Raw genomic sequence first — 25,113 nt, forward strand, 5'->3', positions numbered from 1 at the left:
CGGCATGGATGTCCTGGAGGCGCTGCTGGCCGAACTGCCCATCCTGCCCGCGGCGCGGGAGGATTTGCGCCGGCGGCTTGCCGCGCCGGGGCGGCATTATCATGGCGTTGACCATGTCGGGCTGATGTGGCGGCGGCATCTGGAATTCGGCGTGGGAATGAGCGTCCGCCTGCCGCCGTGGCACCAGCTGATCGCCTGCGCCATCGCCTTTCACGATGCCGTCCATGATCCGCGAAGGCTGGACAATGAGGCTGCTTCGGCGGCGTTGTGGCTTGCCGCCGCGCCGGCCCTGCCACCCGAGGACGTGGCCTGGGTGGCCGGCACGATCCGCGCGACGGCCGATCACCTGGCCGCGTGCCCGAATGGGCTTTCAGCCGAGGCCTGGGCGGCGCGCGCCTGGCTGCTGGATCTTGATCTGACGCCGCTGGGCGAGGTGCCGCGCGTCTTCGCCGCCAATACGCGGCGGCTTCGCCGGGAGTGCCGGCATCTCTCCGACGCCGAGTGGAGGCTGCGCAATATCGGCTTCCTGACGCGCAAGGCCGCAGCAAGGGAGATCTACCGCAGTGCGCCGCTGCGCAAAGCCTTCGATGCGCGGGCGCGGGCCAATATCCGCGAGGCGCTTGCGCAGGCCGGTCTCGGCCATGGCTGATCCGGTCGTGGCATGCCGCGCCACCCAGTGCCGCAGGCGCGCTCAGGCCGCCCTGGCGGTGACCGCCGGGCCGATGGGCAAGGACAATGTCACGAGCCAGCAGCTTGCCAGCATCAGCGCGGAGCCCAGCAGGCAGGCCGGCAGCCCACCCCAGTCGTAAAGCAGGCCGGAGAGCAGCGTTCCGCCGAAGCGCCCGGCGGCATTGGCGGCATAATAGAATCCGACATCCTCGGCCGCCTTCTCGCTGCCCGCATAGGCCAGCACCAGGTAGGAATGGACCGAGGAATTCACCGCGAAGGCGACGCCGAACAGGCACAGGCCGATCGGCACGATGATGTCGGGGCGTGGCGTGCCGGTCACCAGCAGGGCGGCAAGCACCGCCGGGACGATCGCGAGGCCAAGCGACCAGGCGCGCGCTGCCGGGATTTCCGACGACAGCCCGTCCGCGCTCTTGCGGATCACGGCCGGCGCCGCCGCCTGGATCACGCCATAGCCGATCGTCCAGACCGCCAGGAAAGCCCCCACCATCGTGAAGGTCCAGCCCGCGGCATAGAGAAACACCGGAAGGCCCACGACGAACCACACATCGCGCGCGCCGAACAGGAACACGCGCGCGCCGGCCAGCAGATTCACGCCGCGATTTTTCGCGAATAATTCCCTCGCGGATTTCGAGGCCTTTGCCCGGCCCATCAAGGGCGGCAGGGATAGCACGACGCCAACCAGGATGACGCCGAGCATGGCGGCCATGGCCCACAGCGCACCGCGAAAGCCCAGCGCCTCCAGCAGCACCCCGCCGAGGAAGAAGCCCAGGCCCTTCATCGCATTCTTGCTGCCGGTGAAGAAGGCGACCCAGCGGAACAGGCGGCCGGACGCGTCGCCGGCGGTCAGCTTGATGGCGGATTTGCTCGCGGTCTTCGTCAGGTCCTTGGCGACGCCGCAAATGCCCTGCGCCAGCACCACCCAGGCCACGGACAGCGCCGCGCCCCAGGCGGGCGACATGGCGGAGAGCAGCAGGAAACCCGCGATCTGCGTGGCCAGGCCCACCGCCAGCATGCGGGCGATGCCGAACCGTACCGCGAGCCATCCGCCGATCAGGTTGGCGCCGATTCCCGCTGCCTCATACAGCAGGAACAGCAGCGCCAGCGTGATGGGGCTGTAGCCGAGGCGGAAGAAATGCAGCAGCACCAGCATGCGCAACGCGCCATCCGTCAGCGTGAAGCCCCAATAGGCCGCCGTGACGATGGCGTAGTTGCGCGTGCCGGCATTCATAGGCCGACAGCCTCCATATGGCAGGCCAGGTCCACCATGCGGCAGGCGTAGCCCATCTCATTGTCGTACCAGGCGTAGACCTTCAGCAGCGTGCCGTCGGTCACCATGGTGGAGAGCGCATCCACGATGGAACTCCGCGTATCTCGGGCATAATCCGCCGAGACCAGCGGGCGCGATTCATAGCCCAGGATCCCCGCGAGCGGGCCTGCCGCCGCGGCCGCAAACAGGGCATTCACCTCCTCGGCGGTTGTCGCCCGCTGCATTTCGAAGACACAATCGGTGAGCGAAGCGTTCAGCACCGGCGCGCGGACTGCATGGCCGTTCAGCTTGCCCTTCAGCTCGGGGTAGATCAGCGCGATGGCGGTGGCGCTGCCGGTCGTTGTCGGCTGCAGCGATAGCATGGCCGAGCGCGCGCGGCGCAGGTCCTTATGCGGTGCGTCAACCACGACATTGGTGTTGGTGGGGTCGTGGATGGTGGTGATCTGGCCGTGCCGGATACCGATCTCCTCGTGCACCACCTTCACCACCGGGGCGAGGCAGTTGGTGGTGCAGGACGCCGCCGTGACGATGGGGTGGCGGGCCGGATCGTAGAGATGCTCGTTCACGCCCACCACGACATTCAGCACGCTGTCGAACTTCACGGGTGCGGCGACGATGACGCGCCTGGCACCACGGTCGAGATGCCCTTGCAAGGTCTCCGGCGACAGGAACTTGCCGGTGCATTCCAGCACGACATCCACGCCGAGGTCGCCCCAGGGCACATCGCCAGGCTTCGCGTGTTCCGAATAGGATAGGCGGCGGTCGCCGATGCGGATGGCGCGGTTGCCCTCGGCTGCGATGTCAGCGCGCCAGCGGCCCTGCACGCTGTCGAATTCCAGCAGATGCGCGATGGCAGGCGCACCGCCCTTGACCTCGTTCAGATGCAAGACCTCAAGCCGGTTGCCGGCACGCGGATCCTCCGGCTGGCGCTCGGCGGCCCCCATCGCCGCGCGCAGGGCCAGGCGCCCGATGCGGCCCATGCCGTTGATGCCGACCTTCATGGGCACGTCTCCGTCATGATCACTGTCAGCGCGCCATGGCGTGCGGATCGGCCAGCTCATCCAGCTGCGCCTTCAGGGCCATCCGGTCGAGCGCGCTGAGCGGCAGGGCCGCGAAAATCGCGAGGCGCCGGTGCAGCGCGGCGTAGAGTTCGTTCAGCAAAGTCGCGCGCTCCGCCGCGGAGCCGCCGAATTTCGCCGGGTCCGGCAGGGGCCAGGCGCCGGTCAGGACGGTGGCGCCGAAATCGGGGCAGGCCTGCCCGTTCAGCGTGTCACACAGCGCGATGACGAAATCGATCCTGGGCGCGGCCGGGCCGGTGAACTCATCCCAGTTCTTGCTGCGCAGCGCCGAGACGTCATGTCCCATCGCCTTCAATTGCGAGAGCACCTCGGGCAGGGGCCCCGCCGCCGCGGGTTCGCTGCCGGCCGAGAAGGCCCGGAAGCGGTCCTGACCCAGCCTGGCCAGGATCGCTTCGGCCATGATGGAGCGCGCCGAGTTCCGGGTGCAGAGGAACAGGACGTTGAAGGGGCGTGATGTCACGGTGGCATGTCCCATGGCTTGGTCCAGCAGAAGGCCGAGGCCGCCGCATCGGGCGGGATCGCCGTCGCAGCAGGCCTCGACCAGGAAGGTGACGACGGCCCGCACGCGTTCGATCTGGGCCGCGTAGAGAATGTGCCGGCCCTGGCGGGTCGCAGCGATCAGCCCCGCCGCTTCCAGCGCGCGAAGATGGAAGGAGAGTGTGGATGGCGGCACGCCCAGCGCCTCGGCGACCTCGCCAGCGCCGAGCCCGTTGGGGCCGGCGGCGAGGAGCGCACGCATCAGCCCAAGGCGGGTCGGCTGGCCCAGGGCATCGAAGCAGGTGGCGGCGCCTAACAATTCCATGGATGCAGATTAGTCGAAACATGGGCGTTGCGCTTGTGAAGCTTCCGTGACGGCGCTTGGGGCGGCCCACCAGCTGCGTGGGTCGGAAGCGGGCAGGGCGGATGATGCGGCCAAGGCGCCGCGAGACATCCGGCACGCGAGGGCGGCGGGGCGGGGCTGCCTGCCATCCGTGGAGCGGAGGCCGCGCAAGGGCAGGGCGGCAGCGCGTGCTGGAATCGCCTGAGCCGGACGGCGCATGCCGGATATGCGGCGAATATGCTTGAGCGCATATGCGGGATGGCGCATTGAATAATGCCATGCATCATCCCGTTGCCCTCCTGGCCGCCCTGGCCGAGCCCACCCGCCTCGCCGCGCTGCGTCTGCTGCGGGACGGCCGCGAACACTGCGTTTGCGAACTGATGGAAATGCTCGGCGCGAGCCAGTCGCGCATGTCCCGACATATGGTGACGCTACGCCAGGCGGGCCTGGTGGTGGACCGGCGCGATGCGCAATGGGTTCGCTACCGCCTGAACCCGGCCATGGCGCCTGTTGTGCGGCGCCTTCTTGAGGCCGCGCTCGAACTGCCTCTCCGCCAGGAAAGCCTCGCCGCATGAGCAGCACCACCCTACGTCCGGCATCGCCGCTGCCGTGGCTGGCCGGCACGCTTGCTGGTCTCGCGGTCTGGGTCGCCTTGTACAGCCAGCTGGTGCCGTTTTCCGACTGGGCCGTGTCGCTGCTACCGGTGGATCCGGCCAGCCATCTCGGCCAGTCGCTCGCCTTCTTTCTCTACGACACGCCCAAGGTGCTGCTGCTGCTGACGCTGGTGGTCTTTGCCATGGGCGTGGTGCGGTCCTTTTTCTCGCCCGAGCGCACGCGCGCACTGCTGGCCGGACGGCGTGAGGGGGTGGGCAATGCCATGGCGGCTTCGCTTGGCATCGTCACACCGTTCTGCTCCTGCTCGGCGGTTCCGCTGTTCATCGGCTTCGTCTCGGCGGGCGTGCCGCTGGGCGTCACCTTCTCCTTCCTGATCGCGGCGCCGATGGTGAATGAGGTGGCGCTCGGCCTGCTGTTTGCGTTGCTGGGGTGGAAGGTGGCGCTGACCTATCTCGTCTTTGGCCTGGGGATTGCCATCGCGGCGGGATGGGTGATCGGCAAGCTCAAGCTGGAATCCTGGCTGGAGCCCTGGGTGCTGAAGATCCATGCCGGCACCGCGGAGCTGCCGGAGGTCACCGTCACCTGGCCTGACCGCATTCGCACGGGCCTGGACTCGGTGAAGGAGATCGTCGGCCGCGTCTGGTACTGGATCATCGCCGGCATCGCCGTGGGCGCGCTGATCCATGGCTACGCGCCGGAGGAATTGCTCGCCTCGATCATGGGCAAGGATGCCTGGTGGTCGGTGCCGGCCGCCGTGCTGGTGGGCATCCCGATGTATTCCAACGCCGCTGGCATCATTCCCGTGGTTGAAGCGTTGTTGGGCAAGGGGGCCGCGCTTGGCACCGTGCTGGCCTTCATGATGTCGGTGATCGCGCTGTCGCTGCCGGAGATGATCATCCTGCGCAAGGTGCTCTCAGTGAAGCTGATCGCCGTCTTTGTCGGCGTGGTGGCGACCGGCATCCTCGCCGTGGGCTTCCTGTTCAACCTGCTTTTTGCCTGAAGGATTGCGATGATGAAGAACGTGAAGGTACTCGGCCCGGGCTGCAAGCGCTGCGATGCGGCGGTTCAGATGGTGAAGGATGCCGCCACGAAGGCCGGGGTGGAGGTCACCGTCGAAAAGGTAACCGACTACGCCAAGATCGCCGGCTATGGCATCGCCTCGACCCCCGGCCTGGTGGTGGATGGCAAGGTGGTCCACGCCGGCGGCCTGCCGAAGGCCGAGGACGTCGCGCGCTGGATCAGAGCGTGACAAGGGCGGCGGCGCGGCGCCCAATGGCCGCCCGCCGGTGAGTGGCACCCAGGCGAAGCGCGTCAAGCTCGACCTTGGGATCCTTCTGCCCGACGCGCCCGGCGAAGCCGATGCCTGCGTCTGGCGCCTGATCAGTGCCCTGAATGGCCATGATGGAATTGACCAGGTCCATGTCGTCCCCGCATCGGGGGACCATCCAGCGCAGCTTTGCATTCACTACGATCCCGCTGTGGCGAGCCTGGCGCGCGTGCGGGACATCGCCCAAAGCACCGGCGCGCAGCTGACGGAGCGCTTCGGTCATGTCCTGTGGGATGTGGAGGGGTTGCGGGATGAACGCCGCGCGCGGACCGTCACCGATCTGCTGTCACGGCTGCCCGGCGTGATGGAGGCGGATGCGTCGCCGGCTGGGCCTGTGCGGATCGAGTTTGATCGCATTGCCACCTCCGAGGCTGCGCTGCGCCAGGCGCTTGCCGAGATGGGCGTGCGCCACCACGACGACGCCGCGCATGCTGAACATGAGCACGACCATGGCGGCCCGCTTGGCACGAATTCCGAGCTGATCTTCGCGCTGCTCAGCGGCGCGCTGTTGATTGCGGGCTACCTCGCGTCCTGGCTCACCGATGCGCCGGCCTGGCTGCCTGTGGCGCTCTATCTCGGCGCCTACGGCTTTGGCGGCTACTACACGCTGCGCGAGGCACTCGACACCATCCGCCTTGGCCGCTTCGAGATTGACACGCTGATGCTGGTCGCCGCGGCAGGCGCCGCCGCGCTGGACAAATGGGCGGAAGGTGCGCTGCTGCTGTTCCTGTTCAGCATTGGCCACGCGCTTGAACACTACGCCATGGGCCGGGCGCGGCGGGCCATCGCAGCCCTGGCCGAACTTGCCCCACCCACAGCCGAACTGCGCCGCGATGGCGCGGTGCGCGAGGTTCCGGTCGCCGAACTGGTGATCGGCGACACGATCATCCTGCGCCCGAACACCCGCATCCCGGCTGATGGCTTCGTGACTCAGGGCGAGAGCAGCGTGGACCAGGCGCCGATCACCGGCGAAAGCGTGCCGGTGGATAAGCGCGCTGTCGAGGATACCGCGCGCGCTGCGCTGCGACCCGAGGGATTGCTGGCGGAAAACCGCGTCTATGCCGGCACCATCAATGGTGCCGGCGCGCTGGAGGTGCAGGTGAGCCGGCTCGCCGCGGATAGCTCGCTCGCGCGGCTGGTGCGGATGGTGAATGAGGCGGAGGCGCAGAAATCGCCGACGCAGCGGTTCACCGACCGGTTCGAGCGCATCTTCGTGCCGGTGGTGCTGGCCGCGGTGCTCATGCTGTTGTTGGCCTTTGTCGTTCTCGATGAGAGTTTCGGCGAGAGTTTCTATCGCGCCATGGCGGTGCTGGTCGCCGCTAGCCCCTGCGCGCTGGCCATCTCGACGCCGAGTGCGGTGCTCTCCGGTATCGCGCGCGCCGCACGCGGTGGCGTGCTGGTGAAGGGGGGAGGGCCGCTTGAGAATCTGGGCAAGCTGGGCGCCATCGCCTTCGACAAGACCGGCACGCTCACGGAGGGCAAGCCTCGGGTAACGGACGTGCTGCCGGCATCCGGCGTCGATGCCCGGGAGCTGCTGATGGTCGCGATCTCCGTCGAGGCGTTGAGCGACCACCCGCTCGCCGCCGCCGTGCTCCGCGATGGGCGGGCGCAACTCGGCACTAGCGTCACGGTGCCTGAAGCCACGGAGCTGCGCAGCATTACCGGACGCGGCCTTGCGGCGCGGATCGGCGACGATGCGGTCTTCGTCGGCAAGGCAGCGCTGTTCGCGGAAATCGAGGGTCCGCCTGTCACGCCAGAGGTCCAGGCCATGATCGCTGGCCTGGAGCACGGCGGCCGCACGACCATGATCGTGCGGCGGGGCGAGCGATACCTCGGCGCCATCGGCCTGATGGACACGCCGCGCGCGGCCGCCGCAGGGGTCATCCAGCAGCTGCGCAAGCTCGGCATTTCGCGGATGGTGATGATGTCGGGCGATAATCGCCGCGTCGCCGAAGCGGTGGCGCAGCAGGTCGGGCTGGACGAGGCGTGGGGCGATCTGATGCCCGAGGACAAGGTCGCCGCCATTCAGCGCTTCCGGGCTGCGCAGGAGGTTGCGATGGTGGGCGACGGCGTGAATGACGCGCCGGCCATGGCGCATGCCACGGTGGGCATCGCCATGGGGGCGGCGGGGTCCGACGTGGCGCTGGAAACCGCCGATGTGGCGTTGATGGGCGATGACCTCACGCGCCTGCCTTTTGTCATCGGGCTGAGCCGGAGCACGAACCGCGTCATCCGCCAGAATCTCTGGATCAGCCTGGGCATGGTGGCGGTGCTCGTGCCGGCGACGCTGTTCGGGCTGCAACTCGGTGCCGCCGTGGTGTTCCACGAGGGCTCGACGCTGCTCGTCGTCGCCAATGCGTTGCGTCTCCTGGCGTATCGTGATCCGAGCGAGACTTGGCTTCGCGGGCCTGGCAGCGTGCCGCTTGCCCGCAGCTGACAGGCATTCCCCTCGGGGAATGACCCGCCAGAGCGGCGACGCCCGGACGGGTCGGCAGGGTTGAGCGCCCCCCTGGCGCTAGAAACGATAGCTCAGGCCAAGGCCGAAGGTGAGCTGGTTCGGGTTCCCCTCATCCCGAACGATCGGGCTGTCGGCGGCGGCGCTGACAAGGCGCCGGTAGCTGAGCAAGCCGCTGACGCCCCAATTGGCGGTGAGGTCGTAATTCGCCGTCAGGCCGATGCCGATGTCGCGGATGCCCGCATCGGGCTGGTAGGCCGGCAGGCCGCTCGCTGCCGCGCCACGCGCATCAATGCCGAAATACGTGTTGTTGTAGCGCTCGCTCGCATAGGTCGCGCCGGCGAGCAGGCCGAGGCGCAGGCGCTCAGTCGGCCGGAATCGATAGCTGGCGCCGAAGCTGAGGAGAGTGCCGCCATGTGTGTCCGAGACATCCCGCAGCACCTGCAACTCGATGGCCGCCTCGTCGCGCGGGGTCAGTACCGCACGGAAGGGGATGCGCAGGAAGAGCCCCGCCTCGAACGCGTCATCTACCTCATTGAGCAGCTTCACGCGGGCATTTTCCACATTCTGGCGGCCACGGCGCAGCGCGAAGACGGGGCCGAATTCCAGGCTCTCCAGCGTCAGGATATTGGCGCGCAAGCCGATGCCGCCGGCCAGCGTCGCGGTCTCGATGTAGTTGGCGCCGTAGGCGACGCGGGCCGCGACGAGGGGCGTGGCGGCGCGATCGCTGGCGCCTTCGTATTCCGGGCTCGACAGGACTCCCAGGGTGAAGAATCCGGTCAGGCGGACTGGTTCCTGGGCGAGGGCCGGCGTGGCGATGGCGGCCACGAGAAGTGGCGCTGCGATGGTCAGCAACGCGGAGCGAAGAGCGAGGTGCATGAGGCATGCCTTTGCATGAAATGAAAGCCGGCCGCGGGGCTGGCGGCGACGGCTCGGCGACAACTTGCCGCTGGTCATATTGTTCAATATGAAACTGACCATCGTCAAGAAGGCAGAATTGTAATATTCTGCTACAGCCTAAAGGGCTGGAAAGATGTCTGTTTCTTGAAGGAATCCTGAATGCCGGGGCGTGCGGGCAAGCCGACACGCCGCGGGCGCTGAAACATCAGGCCGCGGTGGAACGGGGAGGGCGTCTCAGCGGAAGGGCGCGGCGCAGGCCTCGACGACCAGGGCCAGGAGGTCATCCGCGACCTCGTGGCCTTGCTCGTCCGGTCGCCACAGATCACCGCCGGCCCCTTCCGCCCGCAAGGTGCAAAGCCCGTGCACCGAGGCCCAGGCCAGCGCCAGGCGCGCGCGCAGCGCCCTGGGGGGCGCGTCGGGCACGACGGCCGTCATCGCGTCCACCAGCGGCGTCCAGGCGCTGGCCTGGGCCTGTCGCCAGGTGTCACTGCCGGTGTCGATCAGGTCGCTCCGGCACATCACCCGGAAATAGGCGGGCGTCGTGGTGGCGAAGGCGATGTAGCCGTGGCCCGTCGCCAGCAGGCGCTCCTTTGGCGTGGCACCGGGCGGCAGGGCGGCGACGGCGTCGTTCATCGCCCGGGCCAGGCGTTCCTCGCCTTCCATGGCGAAGGCGGTCAGCAGGCCGCGCTTGTCACCGAAATGCGGCGCGGCCGCCGAGTGTGAAACGCCGGCCCGCCGCGCGCATTCGCGCAGGCTGACGGCCTCCGGCCCGGCTTCCAGTACGATCTCCGCCACCGCATCCAGCAATGCGCGGCGCAACGCGCCATGATGATGGCGGCCTTCGGGTTTTGGCGTGACGCTCACCCGCGCACCATGCCGGGGCGGCGGCGGTGTGACAATGCGCAGCGCGGCGGTAAAGGCGTAATCTGACCGTTGACAAGATTAAATCTAGGCATCTAACTTTCCATCGTCAATATATCCAGGAACCCTGCCCGATGCGCGTCCTCCACCTCCGCACCCAGCGGGGCGATCCATGACGGCTCTCTCGCCCCAATGCGTGTTCGCGATGGCCAGCGGAATGGCCATGGCCGGGTGGGTCCTGCTGGTGGCTGGCATCCTGCTGCGCAGCCCCGTGCTGCGGGACAGGGTGGCCGGCTTCTGGATCCCGCTGGCCCTCACGACGCTCTACGCGGCGATCATTCTTGTGCATTGGACCAGCGTGGCGGAAGGCGGCTTTGGCAGCCTGTCCGCGGTGGCGGCCCTGTTCAGCTCGGAATGGATATTGCTGGCGGGGTGGGTGCATCTGCTGGCCTTCGACCTGCTGATCGGTGGCTGGATCGCGCGGGACGCCGCGACGCGGGCGGTTCCCCGCTGGGCGCTGCTCCCTGTCCTGCCCGCCGCCTGCCTGCTCGGCCCGGCGGGCTTCCTGCTCTGGATCATGATCCGTACCAGCGCGCCGAGTGCCACGCGGCGCCGGCCTGGGCCAACCTCCATGCCGGTGGCGGCGCGGTGATGGCCGGCTCCCGCCACGCCATGGCCTGGCTGCCGCCGAGCGGCCCCCTGGCCGCCGCCTATCACGGTGACCGGCTGCTCGCCGCCATCGGCCTGTTCCTGCTGCTGTGCCTGGTGCCCACCGGCGCCGCCCATCTGCTCGACACGCGGGGCGGGGAGGGGCCAGGTGCCTGGGTCAAGCCGATGAAGTTCCAGCTGTCCCTGGCGGTCCACCTGCTGACCATCGCCTGGATGATGCTGCTGCTGCCCGGACGCGTTCGGCGCGGCTGGATGGCGCGCGCGCTGGTGCTGGCCCTTGTCGCGGCATCGCTGTTCGAGGCGGGCTATATCGCCTGGGCGGCCTCGCGCGGGATCGCCTCGCATTACCATGTGGCGACGCCATTTGGCGTGATGATGTACCGCCTGATGGGCGTGGGCGCCGTGTGCCTGGTGCTGGCCACCATCGGCATGGGTGCGCTGGTGCTGCGGCATGGCGAGGGGCCGCGCGTGATCGTCGAGGGCGCAGGGCTGGGGCTTGTGCTCGGCGGTGTGCTGGGGGGTGCGACGGGTGTGTGGATGTCCGTGCAGCCTGGCCATGGTGTCGGCCTGGCGGGGGATGCCGTGCGATGGGCGGTGCTGGGCTGGCTGCGCAATGGCGGGGATCTGCGGGTGGCGCACTTCTTTGGCCTGCACATGATCCAGGCTTTGACCATCCTGGCGGTCCTGCTCTGGGCCACCGAGCAAGCCCGTTGGCGCGGCCTGCTCTACGGGGCGGCGGCGCTGGGAACGCTGTTCACGCTGGGCACCTTCCTTCAGGCCATGCTGGGCCGGCCCTTCGCCTGATCGGCGCCAGCCTGCCGCAACAATCGGATGAGTGGGCCAGGCGTAGCGCCCACCACATCATGCTGGAAACCACCAGCAACATGGGCGACAATCCCGGTGTCAGCCCGCCCGCCTTGGCGAGCTGACACGATGCTTCAGCCCGCCACCAGCCGCAGGCCCTGCACCAGGCCAGTTTGCGTTCGGGCAATGCCCATGGCCATGGAAAGCGCGTAGGCTGCCCCGCATCAGAGTTCTGACAACCAAAGCCGAGCGTGTGCATGCCCGAAATACTGCCCGACGCCCCGCCAGCCACTCAGGCTGCCAACGCTCCAGCCGGCATGCGCCGCGTGCCCGGGGGCGTTTTTCGCATGGGCAGCGATGTCCATTACGCGGAAGAAGCCCCGGCGCACCGCGTGCGGGTCAACGCCTTCTGGATGGACGAAACCACCGTTACCAACGCGCAATTCGCCAGCTTCGTCGCGGCCACCGGCTACGTCACCGTGGCCGAACGGCGGCTTGACCCGGCGATGTATCCTGGCGCCCGTCCGCGTGACCTGAAGCCTGGCGGCCTGGTCTTCCGCATGACCACCGGCCCGGTGCCGACCGACGACTACAGGCATTGGTGGGCCTGGACTCCCGGCGCCTGCTGGCGGCACCCCGAAGGCCGCGGCAGTGGCATTCAAAGCCGGCCGAACCATCCGGTGGTGCAAGTCAGCCATGAGGATGCCGAAGCCTACGCGAACTGGGCCGGCAAGGCGCTGCCGACGGAAGCCGAATGGGAGTTCGCCGCGCGCGGCGGGCTGGAAGGCGCGGAATTTGTCTGGGGCGATGAGCTGACCCCCGGTGGCCGTCACATGGCCAATACCTGGCAGGGCGAGTTCCCGTGGCGCAACTCGGCCGAGGATGGTTTTCCCGGTGTCGCACCCGTCGCGTCCTTCCCGCCCAACGGTTACGGACTTTACGACATGGCGGGCAATGTCTGGCAATGGACAACCGACTGGTTCGCGCCCGGCCATGCCGCGGACGCCGCCAAGCCAGAGCCCCAGACCTCCTGCTGCATGCCGAGCGATCCGCGAGGCCCGGCGATGGACGCTTCCTTCGACCCCAGCCAGCCGGCCATCCGTATTCCGCGCCGCGTGGTGAAGGGTGGCTCCTTTCTCTGCGCCCCCTCCTATTGCCGCCGCTACCGCCCCGCCGCGCGGCACGCGCAGATGGTGGATACGGGGATGAGCCATATCGGCATTCGCTGCATCCGGCGCGACGCCGCATGAGCACGACTGCTGCCCCCACCAGCCGCCGCGATTTCCAGGACCCTGATAGCTTCGCCGATGCCGTGCAGAACGCCCATTTGCGCCTGACGCTGCAGCGGGGCGGCCACTTCCGCGCGAAGGTCACGCAGGCACGCTTGCCAATGGTCAATCTCTCGCTGGTTGAGGAAAGCCTGCCGAGGATGGCGCTGATCGAAACTGCGCCCGAGCGCATCTACGTCCGACCGACGCTGCACGAGGATTCACCAAGCATCGCGGATGGCCAGGAAGAACTCCCGGGCACCATACGCTTGCGCCATGAAGCATCGCTGAGCGTCGAGCATACGACCGGCGATACGGTACGCCGGAACCTGTCCCTCCCGTGCGAAGCCCTGCAGGCGCGCACAGTGTTGCTTCTCGGGCGTGACCTCAGCGCCATGCTGCAAGGCCCGCTGCGCATGCGCCCCGCCCCCGGCGATTTCACCACACTGGTCGCGCTGCATCACGAAGCCATCGGCCTTGCCCGGGACGCACCGCACATCCTCGCACATCCCGTGGCCGCCGAATCGCTCGATGCCCGGATTGCTGAAGCGCTGCTCGCCGCATGGGACCAGGCGACGGCGCTGCCCGAACGTGCAGCGCAGCGGCGCGGCAACCTGCTGATGAGCCGGGTGCTTCGCCGCATCGAGGAGGAGCCCTCCGCGCCGCTGCACCTGACCGCACTTTGCGAAGCCGCCGGCTGCTCGGCCAAGACGCTGGAGGTGCTGTTCCGCGAGAGGCTCGGCCAGACACCCATTCGCTACCTTCACAGTCGCCGTCTACGGCTGGCGCATCACGCACTGCTGGCGGCCGACCCGCGTGGGGTTACCGTCGCGGCCATCGCGCTGGAATGCGGCTTCTGGGAACTTGGGCGCTTTGCCGGCGCCTATCGCGCCATGTTCGGTGAAACTCCTTCCGAGACGCTGCGTCACAAGCGCGCGGTGACTATGAATTTCGGGCCATTTACGATTTCTGCATAGATGCCCTCGACCGGGCGGGTTGATGTTCGCTGCCGGTGAGCCAGTGGCGCCGCACGGTCGCGTCTCCATTTGGCCAAACCCAACGGAGCAGGACAGATGGCATTGAACTTCAGACGGCGCGGCCTGATGGCAGGGACGGTGGGCGCGATCAGCGCACTTGCCTTGTCCACGCCGCTTTTCGCGCAGACCACGCCAGGCCGGCCGGCCGCATCTGCCGCGGCTGTCACGGCACCGGCGGTGCCCGCTCCCACACCGCAGCGCCCGAACATCCTGTTCATCATGGGCGACGATGTCGGCATGTGGAACATCGGCGCGTATCACCGCGGCCTGATGGCTGGCCGGACGCCGAACCTTGACCGCCTGGCTGCCGAAGGCGCGCTCTTCACCGACTACTATGCCGAAGCTTCGTGCACCGCCGGCCGCGCCAACTTCATCACCGGGCAGCTGCCCATCCGCACGGGGCTGACCACGGTCGGCCAGGCAGGGTCGCCGCTGGGGCTTCCCGCCGAAGCGCCGACCATCGCCGCGATGCTGCGCCAGCAGGGCTACGCCACCGGCCAGTTCGGCAAGAACCATCTGGGCGACCGTAACGAATTCCTGCCCTGCGTGCACGGCTTCGACGAGTTCTTCGGCTATCTCTACCATCTCGACGCGATGCAGGACCCGTTCAACCGGACATACCCGCCGGCGGCACGCGCGACGGTTGGACCGCGCAACATCGTTCGATGCACCGCGACAAATGTGGATGACACCACCGACCAGCCGCGCTGGGGCCGCGTCGGCCGGCAGCGGATCGTAGATGAGGGCCCGCTGCCGCCCCATCCAACTCCGGGCATCACCTACAACATGGAGACCTTCGACGAGGTCATCCGCGACAACGTGATCGGCTTCATTGACCGCGCCGTTGCGGCAAACCGTCCATTCTTCGCATATATGAACCCGACGCGGATGCATGTGATCACGCATCTGTCTCCGGAATACATGAACCGCATTACGCCGGAGAACGACTGGACCATCCAGGAAGCCGGCATGGCGCAACTCGACGACAATATCGGCGCCGTGATGAACCACCTGCGCCAGCGTGGCCTCGACCAGAATACCATCGTGGTGTTCACGACCGACAACGGCGCCGAGACCTTCACCTGGCCCGATGGCGGCAACACGCCCTTCGCTGGCACCAAGGGCATGGGCCTCGAAGGCGGCTTCCGGGTGCCGATGATCATCCGCTGGCCCGGGCGCGTCGCGCCGAACACGGTACAGAACGGCTTGATGTCCGGGCTGGACTGGTTCCCCACTTTCGCGGCGGCCGCCGGCCTGCCGAATATCGCAGCCGAGTTGCGGGCCGGGCGTGATCTCGCCGGTCGGAACTACCGCGTGCATCTCGATGGCTATGACCAGACGGCCATGCTGACCGGCACGGGGCGTTCGACGCGCAATGAGCTGATCTACTTCACGCAGACCGAGTTGGCCGCGATCCGCATCGGCAACTACAAATACCGTTTTCTCGATCAGCCGAATGGCTGGCTTGGCGGATCTGTCAGGCTGAACACGCCGATGATCACCAACCTGCGGGTTGATCCGTTCGAGCGCTTGGGCCTGCCCAGCAACATGTCGCTGACCGGCGCCTGGGGTTACCCCATGGACTTCTTCGTCCGGGAGTTCTGGCGCTTCGTCTATGTGCAGCAGGAAGTTGCGCGGGTGGCGGAAACTTTCGTCGCCTACCCGCCGGCGCAGCGCGGCGCATCCTTTGGGATCGAAGCGGTAAAGGCGCAGGTCGAGGCGGCGATTGAAGCCGCCCGGAGATCCGGCGCCGGTCGCTGACGCCTGACACCGCCGCCGGCGCGCATCCCGCGCCGGCGGCCCCCTTTTCTCATCTCATTGGCTGCCGCCCCAGGTTCCATGGACATTCTCGACAGCATCCGCAGCGAGGCCCTGGCCTTGCCATTGATGGCCAAATTCGCCCTCGCCATGGCCATTTTTGTCGGCATCCCACTGCTGTTCCGCGCGGCCTCGCTGCCCGGAGTCGTCGGGTTGTTGCTGGCCGGCATCCTGTTCGGCCCGCATGGGCTGGATGTCTTTGGCACGAACCCGGCTGTCGCCGATTTCTTCTCCGATCTTGGCAAGCTGCTGCTGATGTTCTTCGCCGGGTTAGAGATTGATCTTCAATTGCTGAGCCGCGCGCGAAACCGCTCCGTCGTCTTCGGCCTTGCCACCACATTGCTTCCCTTGGCCACGGGCACAATGGTCGGCGTGCTGTTCGGCTATGGTGTGATCCCGGCCCTGGTCATCGGCTCCCTGCTCGCTTCGCACACGTTGCTCGGACTGACAATTGTGCGCGATGCCGGCCAGGCGAACCGCGAGGCAATCACCGTGACTGTCGGCGCCACGGTGATTTCCGACACGCTGTCTCTGATCATCTTCGCCGCCTGCGTCACGGCCTTTGTCAGCGGCTTCTCTTTCGCGGGCCTGGGCCTGCAAATGATGCAGATCGCCGGGTTCTGCGCCATCATCCTCCTCGGGCTCCGGCATGTCGGTGGCTGGCTGCTGCGCCGCATGGAGCATGAGGAAGCGGCCTATTTCGTAATTCTTCTGGTGCTTCTGGCGGTCGCCAGCGTCATGGCCGAGTTGATCCAGTTGCCAGGCATCATCGGTGCTTTTCTGGCTGGCCTTGCGCTCAACTCCACCGTCAAGGACAGGCCCGCGACCAACAAGCTCAACTTCGTCGGCAAGACCCTTTTCATCCCGGCTTTCTTCGTGGTGACGGGCTTCCTGATCGACCCGGTCGCCTTCTTCGGGAGCCTGCTGCACCAGTTTCCCCTGGTGCTCAGCATCCTGGCGGCGCTGCTGCTGGGCAAGTGGGGCGCGAGCGCGCTGATCGGGCGGGTGTTCGGCTACACGTCGCCGGAGCGGTTGACGATGTGGGCGCTCACCTTGCCGCAGGTTGCGGCGACGCTGGCGGCCGCCCTGGTGGCTCACTCGACCTTCGACGCCGCGGGCCAGCCACTGCTGGATCGCAACGTACTGAACGCCGTCCTGGTCCTGGTACTGCTGACCGCCGTCCTGGGCCCGCTGCTAACGGCACGCTTCGCGCCACGCATGGGGCCCGCGCCCTGGCCCGGAGCGCAACCCTAGTGGCCAAGACCGGCGAGGGATGCTCGCCGATGCAGAGCGATATCGCGGCTGTTCGCGCCGGCCATGTCTGGCCGATCAGCAGCTGGCAGCACATTGATGCCGGCCTCGCCACCACCCCGAGCCTTTGGATTTCCGCCCGTTGCGGCGGGTGGGGCCCGGGTGTGCTTGGATGCGGATGGACGCAGACGACCAGAAAAGGACCCGCAACATGACGCGCCTTTCCCTCTTCGCTACGTTGGCCCTCTGCGCGAGCTTGCCGATGGCTGCGCTGGCACAATCCACACCCGCCGAGCCGCCGGTGCGGCTGAATGCCGGCCGCCCGCCGGCAGCGGCGGAGCAAAGCGCCTCGGATCTCGCCAAGAAGCTGCAGAACCCGATTGGCGACCTCTACAGTTTCCCGTTTCAATCCAACACGAATTTCGGAGTGGGACCGCGCAGCCGCACGCAGGAGATCCTCAACATCCAGCCGGTGATTCCGATCCATATCAACGAGGATTGGAACATCGTCACCCGCACCATCCTGCCGCTGGTTTGGAACCCTTCCTTCCAGCCGCAGGCCAGCACCGTGCCCTTTGGCACCGCGCCGATCACCTTCTCGGCCTTCCTGTCGCCCGCCAATCCGACCAATGGCTGGCTCTGGGCGGTGGGGCCGGTGGTGCAGGTGCCGACCGCGAGCGACCGTTCGCTCGGCTCGCCCGTCTGGGGCGGCGGGCCGACTGCGGCGCTGGTCTATATGCGGGGCCCCTGGGTCGCGGGCGCGCTCGCCAGCAATGTCTGGTCCTTTGGCGGAACGCGGGGCCGCGGCGGCACGCAGTACAGCAACTTCCTGCTGCAGCCCTTCGTGAACTACAATTTCGGCGGGGGCTGGTATGTCGGCACCTCGCCCATCATCACGGCGAATTGGCTGGAGCGCGGCAGCAATGCCTGGACAGTGCCGGTTGGCGGGCAGGTCGGGCGCGTGATCCGGCTGGGCCGGCTGCCGGTGAACCTGGCGGTTGGCGCCTACTACAATGTCGTGCGCCCTGATGAGGCAGCGACCTGGCAGTTGCGGACGCAGGTCACGCTGATCTTCTGACGCTTGACGCCCGATCAATGGCATCCTGCGGGTCAAGCTGGCGTTCAAGCGCGATGGCCGCGGCCTGCGCGCCTCCGCAGCGGGGCGGCCGGCATTATGGTGTTCCTGCCCCATCAGCCGGGCCGCGTTTCAGCTGGGCGCAAATGCGCACATGCCGGGGCCCTCAGCATGATGGGCGAGGTGTTCGATGCCCGATTTTCCGGTGCAGGATTCCCCTAGGATTCGGGGATGCGCCATGCTTCAGGCTCTACTTGAATGCGCCGCCGCTCATCCGCACCGCACCGACATGCCGCCATCCACCACAAGCTCTGTCCCCGTGATGAAGCGCGCTTCGTCCGAGGCCAGGAAAAGCACGGCGTTTGCCGTGTCCCGCCCGTCACCGGCAAACCCCACCGGGATTCGCGAAAGCCGCTGCGCCACGAGCGCTTGCACATCGCCGCCGGCGCGCTGACCCGCCAGCCGGACTTCCACCATCGGCGTGTGCATCTGGCCCGGCACCACCGTGTTCACGCGAATGCCCTTCGCCGCGTACTGCACGGCAACCACGCGGGAGAGCTGGATCACGCCGGCCTTGGATGCCGCGTAGGCGACCTGCGCCGCGCCCGTCCAGCGGATGCCCGAGGTGGAGGCCATGTTGACCACGGCACCACTGGCCTGCGCCTCCATGACGGGCAGCACGTGCTTGAGCATCAGGAAGACGCTCTTCAAATTCGTGTCGATCTGCAGATCCCAGGTCTCTTCCGCCATCTCGACCGGTCCGCCGGGGGCCGAGCCGCCCACATTGTTCACCAGCACATCAATGCGCCCATGCCTGGCGACGATGGCGGCAACCGTCCGGGCGATTGCGGCGGCATCGGTCACGTTCAGTGTCAGCGGCTCGAAGCGCCCGCCCGCGGCGGCGATGCGCTCGGCCGTTTCGGTCATGGAAGCCGGGTCACGGTCCAGCCCGATCACGGTCGCACCCTCTTGCGCCAGGCCGATGGCGATGGCGCGCCCATTGCCCCAGCCGGGGCCCACGCAGCCCGCGCCCGTCACCACGGCGATCTTGCCCGCAAATCGTTCCGTCATCCTGTGTCTCCATCGCCTGGGTGGCCCTGCCTGGCACAGCGTCCTGTGGACCATCCACACTATGCAAGCATCTTCCATCTGCCGGAAGAGTGGCTATAGGATCAGGCCGGCGGAAACCGGGGCTACACTCACCCGCCCGCGCCGCGCCCGGCCCATGATGAAGGACGAAGTCCATGCCCCGTTTGCACCTGCCACCCGAGACTGAGCTGACGGAGGCGCAAAAAGCCAGCGTGGCCGAGGCTGTGGCCGGCATCCGTGGCCGCGTGCCCGCCCCCATGATCGCCTGGCTGCGCAACCCGGTCCTGGCCAGCCGCGGGCAAAAGCTGGGCGAGCTGCTGCGCTACGAAACGACGCTGGAGCCCCGCCTTTCGGAGCTCGCGATCCTCGTCTGTGCCCGTCACTGGACGTCACACCATGAATGGACCGCCCATAAGCGCGAGGCGCTGAAGGCCGGCCTGGCCCCTGAAGTGATCGCCGCCATCGCCGCCCGCCGCGCCCCCGGGCTGAGCGACCCGCGGGAGCAGGTCGTCTTCGACGTCTCCAGGACGCTGCTGGCCACCGGGCGCGTGCCGAAGCCGCTCTATCATGCCGGCGTCGCGGCCCTGGGTGAGCGCGGCATGGTCGAGCTGGTGGGAATCCTCGGCTATTACTGCCTGGTCGCGCTGACGCTGAACACCTTCGAGCTCGGCCTGCCCGACAGCATCGCGCCCGAACTGGCCGACCCCGAATTCGCCGGAGCCGGCGCATGAGCGGCGCCACGCACCAGCACCAGATCCCAGTCCGCGAGGCCTGGCTCGCCAGCCACAACGAGGCCGCGCTGGACCCCACGCAGCCGATCATCGACCCGCATCATCACCTCTGGGATCAGCCGGGTTGGCGCTATCTGCTGGATGAATTGCTGGCCGACCTGCGCAGTGGCCACGATGTGCGCGCCACGGTCTATGTCCAATCCGCGCGATCCATGCTGCGCGCGGAAGGGCCGCCGGCGATGCGCGCGGTGGGCGAGACGGAATTCGCCAATGGCGTCGGCGCCATGTGCGCCAGCGGCGCCTATGGCGCGGTGCGCGCCTGTGCCGGCATCGTCGCCGCGGCCGATCTTCGCCTGGGTGCTGCGGTGCGCCCGGTCCTGGAAGCCCATCTCCGGGCGGGGGGCGAGCGCTTCCGCGGTGTCCGCCACACCGCGACATGGGACCCCGATCCGGCCATGCTGAACCCGGCCTACAGCCCGCCCGAGGACATGCTGGACAGCACAGCCTTTCGCGCCGGCATCGCGGAACTCGGCAAGCTCGGCCTGACCTTCGACGCCTGGATCTACTTCCACCAGATCCCGCGCCTGACAGCGCTGGCCCGCGCCTTCCCGGAAGTGCCGATCGTGCTCGACCATTGCGGCGGCATCCTCGGCATCGGCCGCTATGCCGGCCAGCGCGATGAGGTCTTCGCGACCTGGTCCGCGAATCTGCGCGAATTGGCCCGCTGCCCGAACGTCATGGTGAAGCTGGGCGGCCTCGGCATGCGGCTGCCCGGTTTCGGCTTCGAGACGCGCGAACGCGCGCCCAGCTCGGCCGAGCTGGCTGAGGCCTGGGGCCCCTGGATGGAAAGCTGCATCGAGATCTTCGGCGCCGCGCGCTGCATGTTCGAGAGCAACTTCCCGGTGGATAAGGGCGGCTATGCCTATGCCATCGGCTGGAACGCCATGAAGCGGATCGCGGCCGGCGCCAGTGCCACCGAGAAGGCGGATCTGTTCTGGCGCAGCGCGGCCCGCTTCTACCGCCTGCCCGACATCGCCTGACAACAACAATCCTGGGAGGAAGCCGCCATGAGGCGCACCGTCATTACCGCCTTTCTGGGGGCGCTTGTTGCCCTGCCGGCCCTGGCGCAGGAAGCCTTTCCCGCGCGCCCCATCCGCCTCATCGTCCCCTTCGCGGCCGGCGGCCCGAGTGACATCGTGGCGCGGATCGTGGCGCCACACATGCAGCAGGCCCTGGGCCAGCCCGTCGTGGTGGATAACCGCCCCGGCGCCGGCGGCGTGACCGGGGTGGATGTGATCGCGAAGGCGGTGCCGGATGGCTACACCTTCGGCATCGGCAGCGCCGGCGCGCTCGCCATCTCGCCCAATCTGGGGCGCGGCACGCCTTACGACCCGCTGCGGGATTTCGCGCCCATCACGCTCGGCGTGCTGGTGCCGGAGCCTGTGGTGGTGCCGGCCGCCTCTCGCCACCGCACGCTGCAGGACCTCATCGCCGATGCGCGGGCCCGGCCGGGCGCGCTGAACTTCGGCTCCACCGGCAATGGCTCCATGCCGCATCTGGCGGCCGAGCAGCTGAAGGCAGCGGCGGGGCTGGACCTGGTGCAGATCGCGTATAACAGCGGCGGACAGCTCGCCACCGCCATCCTGCGCAACGAGGTGCAACTCGGCTTCGCCGACCTGCCCGTGCTGCTGCCGCAGATCCAGGCGGGAACGCTGCGTGCCCTCGCGGTGGGCACGCCCGAGCGCCTCAGCTGGATCCCCGATGTGCCGACCTTCCGCGAGCTCGGCCTGCCCTCGGTGGATGCTAGCAACTGGCACGGCTTCGTCGCCCCGGCGCGCACTCAGCCGGCGGCGCTGGAGGCGCTGCGCCGCGCCGCGATCAACGCCCTTCAGGACCCGGAGGTGCGCCGGCGGCTCAATGAACAGGGTGCCATTCCGGGCGGCAACAACCCGGAGGAATTCGGCGCCTTCCTGCTCCGCGAGAACGCGAAATGGGGCGAGGTGATCCGGCGCAACAACATCCGCCCTGACTGATCAGGGCGCGGCCCGCGCGTCAGGTCGCCCCTGATGCGCGCAGCCCCGCGATCTCCGCATCGCTGTAGCCGAGTTCGCGCAGCACCGCCTCGGTATCGGCGCCGACCTCGCGCGGCGCCGTCTCCACGCTCGCCCCGCCATGGCGCAGCCGGAAGGGTGCCACGGGCACGGTGAAGGCGCGGTCCAGGCCGGGCGCTGGCGCGTGGCGGTGCAGCACCGCGCGTGTCGCCAGATGCGGGTCCGCCAGGGTTTCCGCCATGCGCCGGATGCGCCCGCAGGGCACGCGGTGCGACTGCAGGAAGGCTTCCCAGTCATCGGCCTTGCGCGTGGCGATGATGGCGGCGAGCGTGGTGGCCTCCGCCGCATGGGCGTCCAGCCTTTCGCTGTTGGTCCGCTTGACCATCTCCGGCCGGCCGAGCGCCAGCCAGAGCCGCCGCTGCTGCCGCAGATTAGACGCCGCGACCATGAAGGGCGCGTCCTCGGCCTGGTAGCAGCCGATGGTCGCGAAGGGGAAGCTGTTGCCATGCGGCTCGGGATGCGCCCCGTTCCAGCCATGCGCGGTGATGTGCGAGCCTGACAAGGTGAGCGCCACGTCGAGCATGGCGAGGTCAATATGCTGGCCCTGCCCGGTGCGCTCGCGCTGGAACAGGGCGGCGGCGATCGCGAAGGCGCCGCTGGTGCCGGTGGCGTAGTCCACCACCGGCGCGCCGCATTTGAGGGGGGCCGACTGCTCGGTGCCGGTCATCGCCATCATGCCAGACATGGCCTGGAGGATGTTGTCATACCCCGTCTGTTCGCCGCGCGGGCCGCCATGCCCGAAGGCCGAGATGGAGCAGTAGATCAGCCGGGGGTTGAGGGCGGAAAGCGCCTCATACCCCAGGCCCAGCGCCTCGAAGGCGCCGGGGCGATAATTCTCGAGGAAGACGTCCGCGCCAGCCGCCAGGCGCCGCATTGCCGCCACCCCGCCGGGCGTCTTCAGGTTCAGCGTGATGGCGCGCTTGTTCGACGCCTGGGTGAGGAAGGCCGTCCCCATCCGTGCCTCGCTGAGGCGACGATCGGAGCCCTGCATGCGCGCCTGGTCGGGCTCCTCGGGGGATTCCACCTTGATGACATCGGCGCCGAGGACCGCGAGCTGATAGGCCGCGAAGGGCCCGGCCAGGACATGCGTCGTGTCAATGACGCGCAGGCCGGCGAAGGGACGGGCGTCGCTCATGGGGTGATGTTGGCGGTGCGAACCACCGGTCCCCAGAAGGCGAAATCTCGTGCCACCACGGCATCCAGCTCCTCGGGCGTTGAGGCGCGGGGGTCCACGCCCAGCGCCAGGAAGCGGGCTTGCAGTGCTTCATCGGCCAGCGCCTCGCGGATGGCGGCGTTGAAGCGCGCCACCACCGGCGCGGGTGTTCCACGCGGTACGAAGACCGCGGCCCAGGAGGGGACCAGCACGCCCGGCAGCCCAGCCTCCTCCAGCGTCGGGAGATCGGGCTGCAGGGCGCTGCGGCGCGCCTCGGTGAGGCCCAGGATGCGCAAGGTGCCGGCCTGCGCCTGGGGCAGGATGGTAGGCAGGTTCAGGAAGGCCATCGTGATCTCGCCCGCCAGCAAGGCGGCCAGCGCGGGGCCGCCGCCGCGATAGGGCACATGCGTGATGTCCACGCCGGCCCGCTGGGCGAAGACCTCGCCGGCGAGGTGATGCGTGCTGCCCACGCCGGAGGAGGCGAAGCTGTGCTTGCCAGGCTCACGCCGCAGCAGCGCGAGCAATTGGCCGAGATTGCCGATGCCCAGGCGCGTGGGCACGGCCAGGACCAGCGGCACTTCGATCAGCGCCGAGACACCCTGGAGCGTTTCGGGCGGCGTCGCGCCCTGCATGCGCGCCACATGCGGGTAGATCACATGGTTGCTCGCGGCCGAGACGAGGGCGGTGTAGCCATCGGCCGGCGCGCGCGCGACCTGCTGGGTGCCGATGGAGCCGCCGCCGCCGCTGCGGTTCTCCACGATGAAGCTCTGGCCGAGCAAGGATTGCAGCCGGGGTGCCAGGAGACGCGCGGAGATATCGTTGGAGCCGCCCGGCGCGAAGGGCACCACGAGGGTGACCGCCCGGTCAGGCCAGCGCGCCTGGGCATGGGCAGGCTGGCCGATGGCCGCGAAGGGCAGGAGGGCGGCCCGACGCAGGGCACCCCGACGGGTCATTTGAGACATGTTTCCTCAGCGCCTTTTTCCGGGCCGGCCGCGTTTCCGCGCCGCTTCAGCAGAGAGTGCTGATCGGACAGACTTCCGTCAAGCGGAAGTTTGCTCCGCTAGATGAAATTGACCCGGCGCCGTTATTCGACCTTCGCCGCATTGCCGGCCAGCAGCCGGCGGGGGTCGCCGCCAAGCTCGCGGGTCACGGTGATGGCCTCCCGCATGGTCAGTCGCCGGCACAGCGCCTCCATCTCCGGCGTGAAGCGATAAAGCGGCACCGAAACCCCGATCGAACCCGCGACCTCACCGGCAGCGTCCAGCACCGGGGCCGCAATGGCGGCCAGGTCGGGGTGGCGCTCCGCCCGCGTCACCACAGGCAGCGTCAGAGCGGCCGCGCCGTCGTCGAGGGCGATCAGCGCGCGGCCATGCGCGCCATGTCCGAGCGGAAACACCTCGCCCACCGGGGCATAGGCCCGCACCAGCTGCGGCGAGTCGAGGCGATAGAGGCAGCGCCGCTGATCACCGTCCCGCACGAAGAACACGGCGCTTTCATCGCTTTCGGCGCGCAGCCGCTCCAGCGCCGGGAGAACATGGTTCTCCAGACGCAGCGAGCGCCGGAACCGCTCGCCGAGCAGCAGGAGCGTGGCACCCAGAAGATACCCACCCGAGGGCAGCCGCTGCACGAAGCCGGGCGCCTCCAGCGTCTGGAGCAGACGCAGCGCCGTCGTCATGTTCAGGCCAACCCGACGGGAGAGTTCCGCGAGACCGAGGGGCCCGTCCTCGTCACGAAAGGCGCCGAGCAAGGCCAGCGCACGGTCCACGGCGCGCACGCCCCCATCAATCAGCACCGGCCGCACCTGGGGCTCGGCAGCTTCCGGCTTCGCGGTTTTGCGGCTTGGCGTTCGGCTCACGGCAGGTGCTTCCCTGGGCTGGATTCGGTTAGTGAATGGGTGCCTAGCACGGAAGCCTGGGCCAGCATCGGCTCTGATGTTTTGGAACTGCGCCCTGGGTCACCTGGGGTTCGGCATCGTTCGCCGCCTCCGTCACCAGCCAATCGGTAATGAGCCGCGGGGCAGGGCCGATCCGCGCCTGCGGACGGTCCCGCCAGCAGCCATGCCCTGTGATGGCCAGAGCGTCGGAGAGGGCCAG

At 68.3% G+C, this 25,113-nt stretch carries 24 protein-coding genes; 15 read left to right on the top strand and 9 right to left on the bottom strand.

What is annotated here, in order from left to right; all coding sequences use genetic code 11:
- The first annotated feature begins 4 nt into the window (after positions 1–4).
- Positions 5–649 carry a hypothetical protein gene (locus tag LHU95_RS09195; protein ID WP_248711064.1) on the top strand — a complete coding sequence of 215 codons (645 nt, stop codon included), beginning with the start codon at positions 5–7 and terminating at the stop codon, positions 647–649.
- Positions 650–691: 42 nt separating this feature from the next.
- On the opposite strand, the gene arsJ is transcribed toward LHU95_RS09195, so the two are convergent.
- Genes arsJ through LHU95_RS09210 form a run of 3 tightly spaced genes read right to left on the bottom strand, consistent with a single transcriptional unit; the run spans position 692 to position 3,838 of the window.
- A complete protein-coding gene (arsJ, locus tag LHU95_RS09200; RefSeq protein ID WP_248711065.1) occupies positions 692–1,918 on the bottom strand; it encodes an organoarsenical effux MFS transporter ArsJ in 1,227 nt (408 codons plus the stop codon).
- Positions 1,915–2,958: an ArsJ-associated glyceraldehyde-3-phosphate dehydrogenase gene (locus LHU95_RS09205; protein WP_248711066.1), complete on the bottom strand. Its 1,044-nt coding sequence runs from the start codon at positions 2,956–2,958 to the stop codon at positions 1,915–1,917. Before LHU95_RS09205 ends, arsJ begins: the two co-directional genes overlap by 4 nt.
- 25 nt (positions 2,959–2,983) lie before the next feature.
- Complete coding sequence (locus LHU95_RS09210; protein ID WP_248711067.1) at positions 2,984–3,838, bottom strand: metalloregulator ArsR/SmtB family transcription factor; 855 nt, start codon at positions 3,836–3,838, stop codon at positions 2,984–2,986.
- A gap of 296 nt (positions 3,839–4,134) precedes the next feature.
- Here LHU95_RS09210 and LHU95_RS09215 point away from each other — a divergent pair, with 296 nt between their 5' ends.
- The 4 genes from LHU95_RS09215 to LHU95_RS09230 are packed head-to-tail and all read left to right on the top strand — an operon-like array spanning position 4,135 to position 8,235.
- Positions 4,135–4,431, top strand: coding sequence for a metalloregulator ArsR/SmtB family transcription factor (locus tag LHU95_RS09215; protein WP_248711068.1), 297 nt, complete (start codon positions 4,135–4,137; stop codon positions 4,429–4,431).
- Positions 4,428–5,471: a permease gene (locus LHU95_RS09220; protein WP_248711069.1), complete on the top strand. Its 1,044-nt coding sequence runs from the start codon at positions 4,428–4,430 to the stop codon at positions 5,469–5,471. Before LHU95_RS09215 ends, LHU95_RS09220 begins: the two co-directional genes overlap by 4 nt.
- Before the next feature lie 12 nt (positions 5,472–5,483).
- Positions 5,484–5,720, top strand: a complete 237-nt coding sequence (locus LHU95_RS09225; RefSeq protein ID WP_248711070.1) for a thioredoxin family protein — start codon at positions 5,484–5,486, stop codon at positions 5,718–5,720.
- A 37-nt stretch (positions 5,721–5,757) separates the two neighbouring features.
- Positions 5,758–8,235 (top strand): heavy metal translocating P-type ATPase, encoded by a 2,478-nt coding sequence (locus LHU95_RS09230; RefSeq protein ID WP_248711071.1) that lies wholly within the window; start codon positions 5,758–5,760, stop codon positions 8,233–8,235.
- 78 nt (positions 8,236–8,313) lie between these two features.
- Here LHU95_RS09230 and LHU95_RS09235 read toward each other — a convergent pair whose 3' ends face one another.
- On the bottom strand, positions 8,314–9,132 hold the full coding sequence (locus tag LHU95_RS09235) for a MipA/OmpV family protein (protein ID WP_248711072.1): 819 nt from the start codon (positions 9,130–9,132) through the stop codon (positions 8,314–8,316).
- Between the two features lie 255 nt (positions 9,133–9,387).
- Positions 9,388–10,017, bottom strand: coding sequence for a TetR/AcrR family transcriptional regulator (locus LHU95_RS09240; protein WP_248711073.1), 630 nt, complete (start codon positions 10,015–10,017; stop codon positions 9,388–9,390).
- A 220-nt stretch (positions 10,018–10,237) separates the two neighbouring features.
- Here LHU95_RS09240 and LHU95_RS09245 point away from each other — a divergent pair, with 220 nt between their 5' ends.
- The 7 genes from LHU95_RS09245 (at position 10,238) to LHU95_RS09275 (ending at position 17,939) form a co-directional block, all read left to right on the top strand.
- Entirely contained in the window at positions 10,238–10,666 is a 429-nt protein-coding gene (locus tag LHU95_RS09245) for an ABA4-like family protein (protein ID WP_248711074.1), read from the top strand.
- Positions 10,666–11,487 (top strand): hypothetical protein, encoded by an 822-nt coding sequence (locus tag LHU95_RS09250; protein ID WP_248711075.1) that lies wholly within the window; start codon positions 10,666–10,668, stop codon positions 11,485–11,487. The genes LHU95_RS09245 and LHU95_RS09250 overlap by 1 nt, the downstream gene beginning before the upstream one ends.
- 347 nt (positions 11,488–11,834) lie before the next feature.
- Positions 11,835–12,737 (top strand): formylglycine-generating enzyme family protein, encoded by a 903-nt coding sequence (locus LHU95_RS09255; protein WP_248711076.1) that lies wholly within the window; start codon positions 11,835–11,837, stop codon positions 12,735–12,737.
- Positions 12,734–13,732 (top strand): AraC family transcriptional regulator, encoded by a 999-nt coding sequence (locus LHU95_RS09260; protein WP_248711077.1) that lies wholly within the window; start codon positions 12,734–12,736, stop codon positions 13,730–13,732. The genes LHU95_RS09255 and LHU95_RS09260 overlap by 4 nt, the downstream gene beginning before the upstream one ends.
- Before the next feature lie 69 nt (positions 13,733–13,801).
- Complete coding sequence (locus tag LHU95_RS09265) at positions 13,802–15,553, top strand: arylsulfatase (RefSeq protein WP_248711078.1); 1,752 nt, start codon at positions 13,802–13,804, stop codon at positions 15,551–15,553.
- A 78-nt stretch (positions 15,554–15,631) separates the two neighbouring features.
- Complete coding sequence (locus LHU95_RS09270) at positions 15,632–16,864, top strand: cation:proton antiporter (RefSeq protein WP_248711079.1); 1,233 nt, start codon at positions 15,632–15,634, stop codon at positions 16,862–16,864.
- Between the two features lie 208 nt (positions 16,865–17,072).
- Positions 17,073–17,939, top strand: coding sequence for a transporter (locus LHU95_RS09275; RefSeq protein ID WP_248711080.1), 867 nt, complete (start codon positions 17,073–17,075; stop codon positions 17,937–17,939).
- 267 nt (positions 17,940–18,206) lie between these two features.
- On the opposite strand, the gene LHU95_RS09280 is transcribed toward LHU95_RS09275, so the two are convergent.
- Entirely contained in the window at positions 18,207–19,007 is an 801-nt protein-coding gene (locus LHU95_RS09280) for an SDR family NAD(P)-dependent oxidoreductase (protein ID WP_248711081.1), read from the bottom strand.
- A gap of 173 nt (positions 19,008–19,180) precedes the next feature.
- Here LHU95_RS09280 and LHU95_RS09285 point away from each other — a divergent pair, with 173 nt between their 5' ends.
- Genes LHU95_RS09285 through LHU95_RS09295 form a run of 3 tightly spaced genes read left to right on the top strand, consistent with a single transcriptional unit; the run spans position 19,181 to position 21,789 of the window.
- A complete protein-coding gene (locus LHU95_RS09285; protein WP_248711082.1) occupies positions 19,181–19,756 on the top strand; it encodes a carboxymuconolactone decarboxylase family protein in 576 nt (191 codons plus the stop codon).
- Complete coding sequence (locus tag LHU95_RS09290; RefSeq protein WP_248711083.1) at positions 19,753–20,796, top strand: amidohydrolase family protein; 1,044 nt, start codon at positions 19,753–19,755, stop codon at positions 20,794–20,796. The genes LHU95_RS09285 and LHU95_RS09290 overlap by 4 nt, the downstream gene beginning before the upstream one ends.
- Before the next feature lie 27 nt (positions 20,797–20,823).
- Positions 20,824–21,789 (top strand): tripartite tricarboxylate transporter substrate binding protein, encoded by a 966-nt coding sequence (locus LHU95_RS09295; RefSeq protein WP_248711084.1) that lies wholly within the window; start codon positions 20,824–20,826, stop codon positions 21,787–21,789.
- 19 nt (positions 21,790–21,808) lie between these two features.
- On the opposite strand, the gene LHU95_RS09300 is transcribed toward LHU95_RS09295, so the two are convergent.
- The 3 genes from LHU95_RS09300 to LHU95_RS09310 form a co-directional block, all read right to left on the bottom strand.
- Positions 21,809–23,002: a CaiB/BaiF CoA-transferase family protein gene (locus tag LHU95_RS09300; protein ID WP_248711085.1), complete on the bottom strand. Its 1,194-nt coding sequence runs from the start codon at positions 23,000–23,002 to the stop codon at positions 21,809–21,811.
- Positions 22,999–23,973 (bottom strand): tripartite tricarboxylate transporter substrate binding protein, encoded by a 975-nt coding sequence (locus LHU95_RS09305; RefSeq protein WP_248711086.1) that lies wholly within the window; start codon positions 23,971–23,973, stop codon positions 22,999–23,001. The genes LHU95_RS09300 and LHU95_RS09305 overlap by 4 nt, the downstream gene beginning before the upstream one ends.
- Positions 23,974–24,104: 131 nt before the next feature.
- Positions 24,105–24,875, bottom strand: coding sequence for a helix-turn-helix domain-containing protein (locus tag LHU95_RS09310; RefSeq protein ID WP_248711087.1), 771 nt, complete (start codon positions 24,873–24,875; stop codon positions 24,105–24,107).
- Positions 24,876–25,113: the final 238 nt, after the last annotated feature.

The organism is Sediminicoccus sp. KRV36 (genome assembly GCF_023243115.1).
In the GTDB taxonomy this organism is placed as follows: Bacteria; Pseudomonadota; Alphaproteobacteria; order Acetobacterales; family Acetobacteraceae; genus Roseococcus.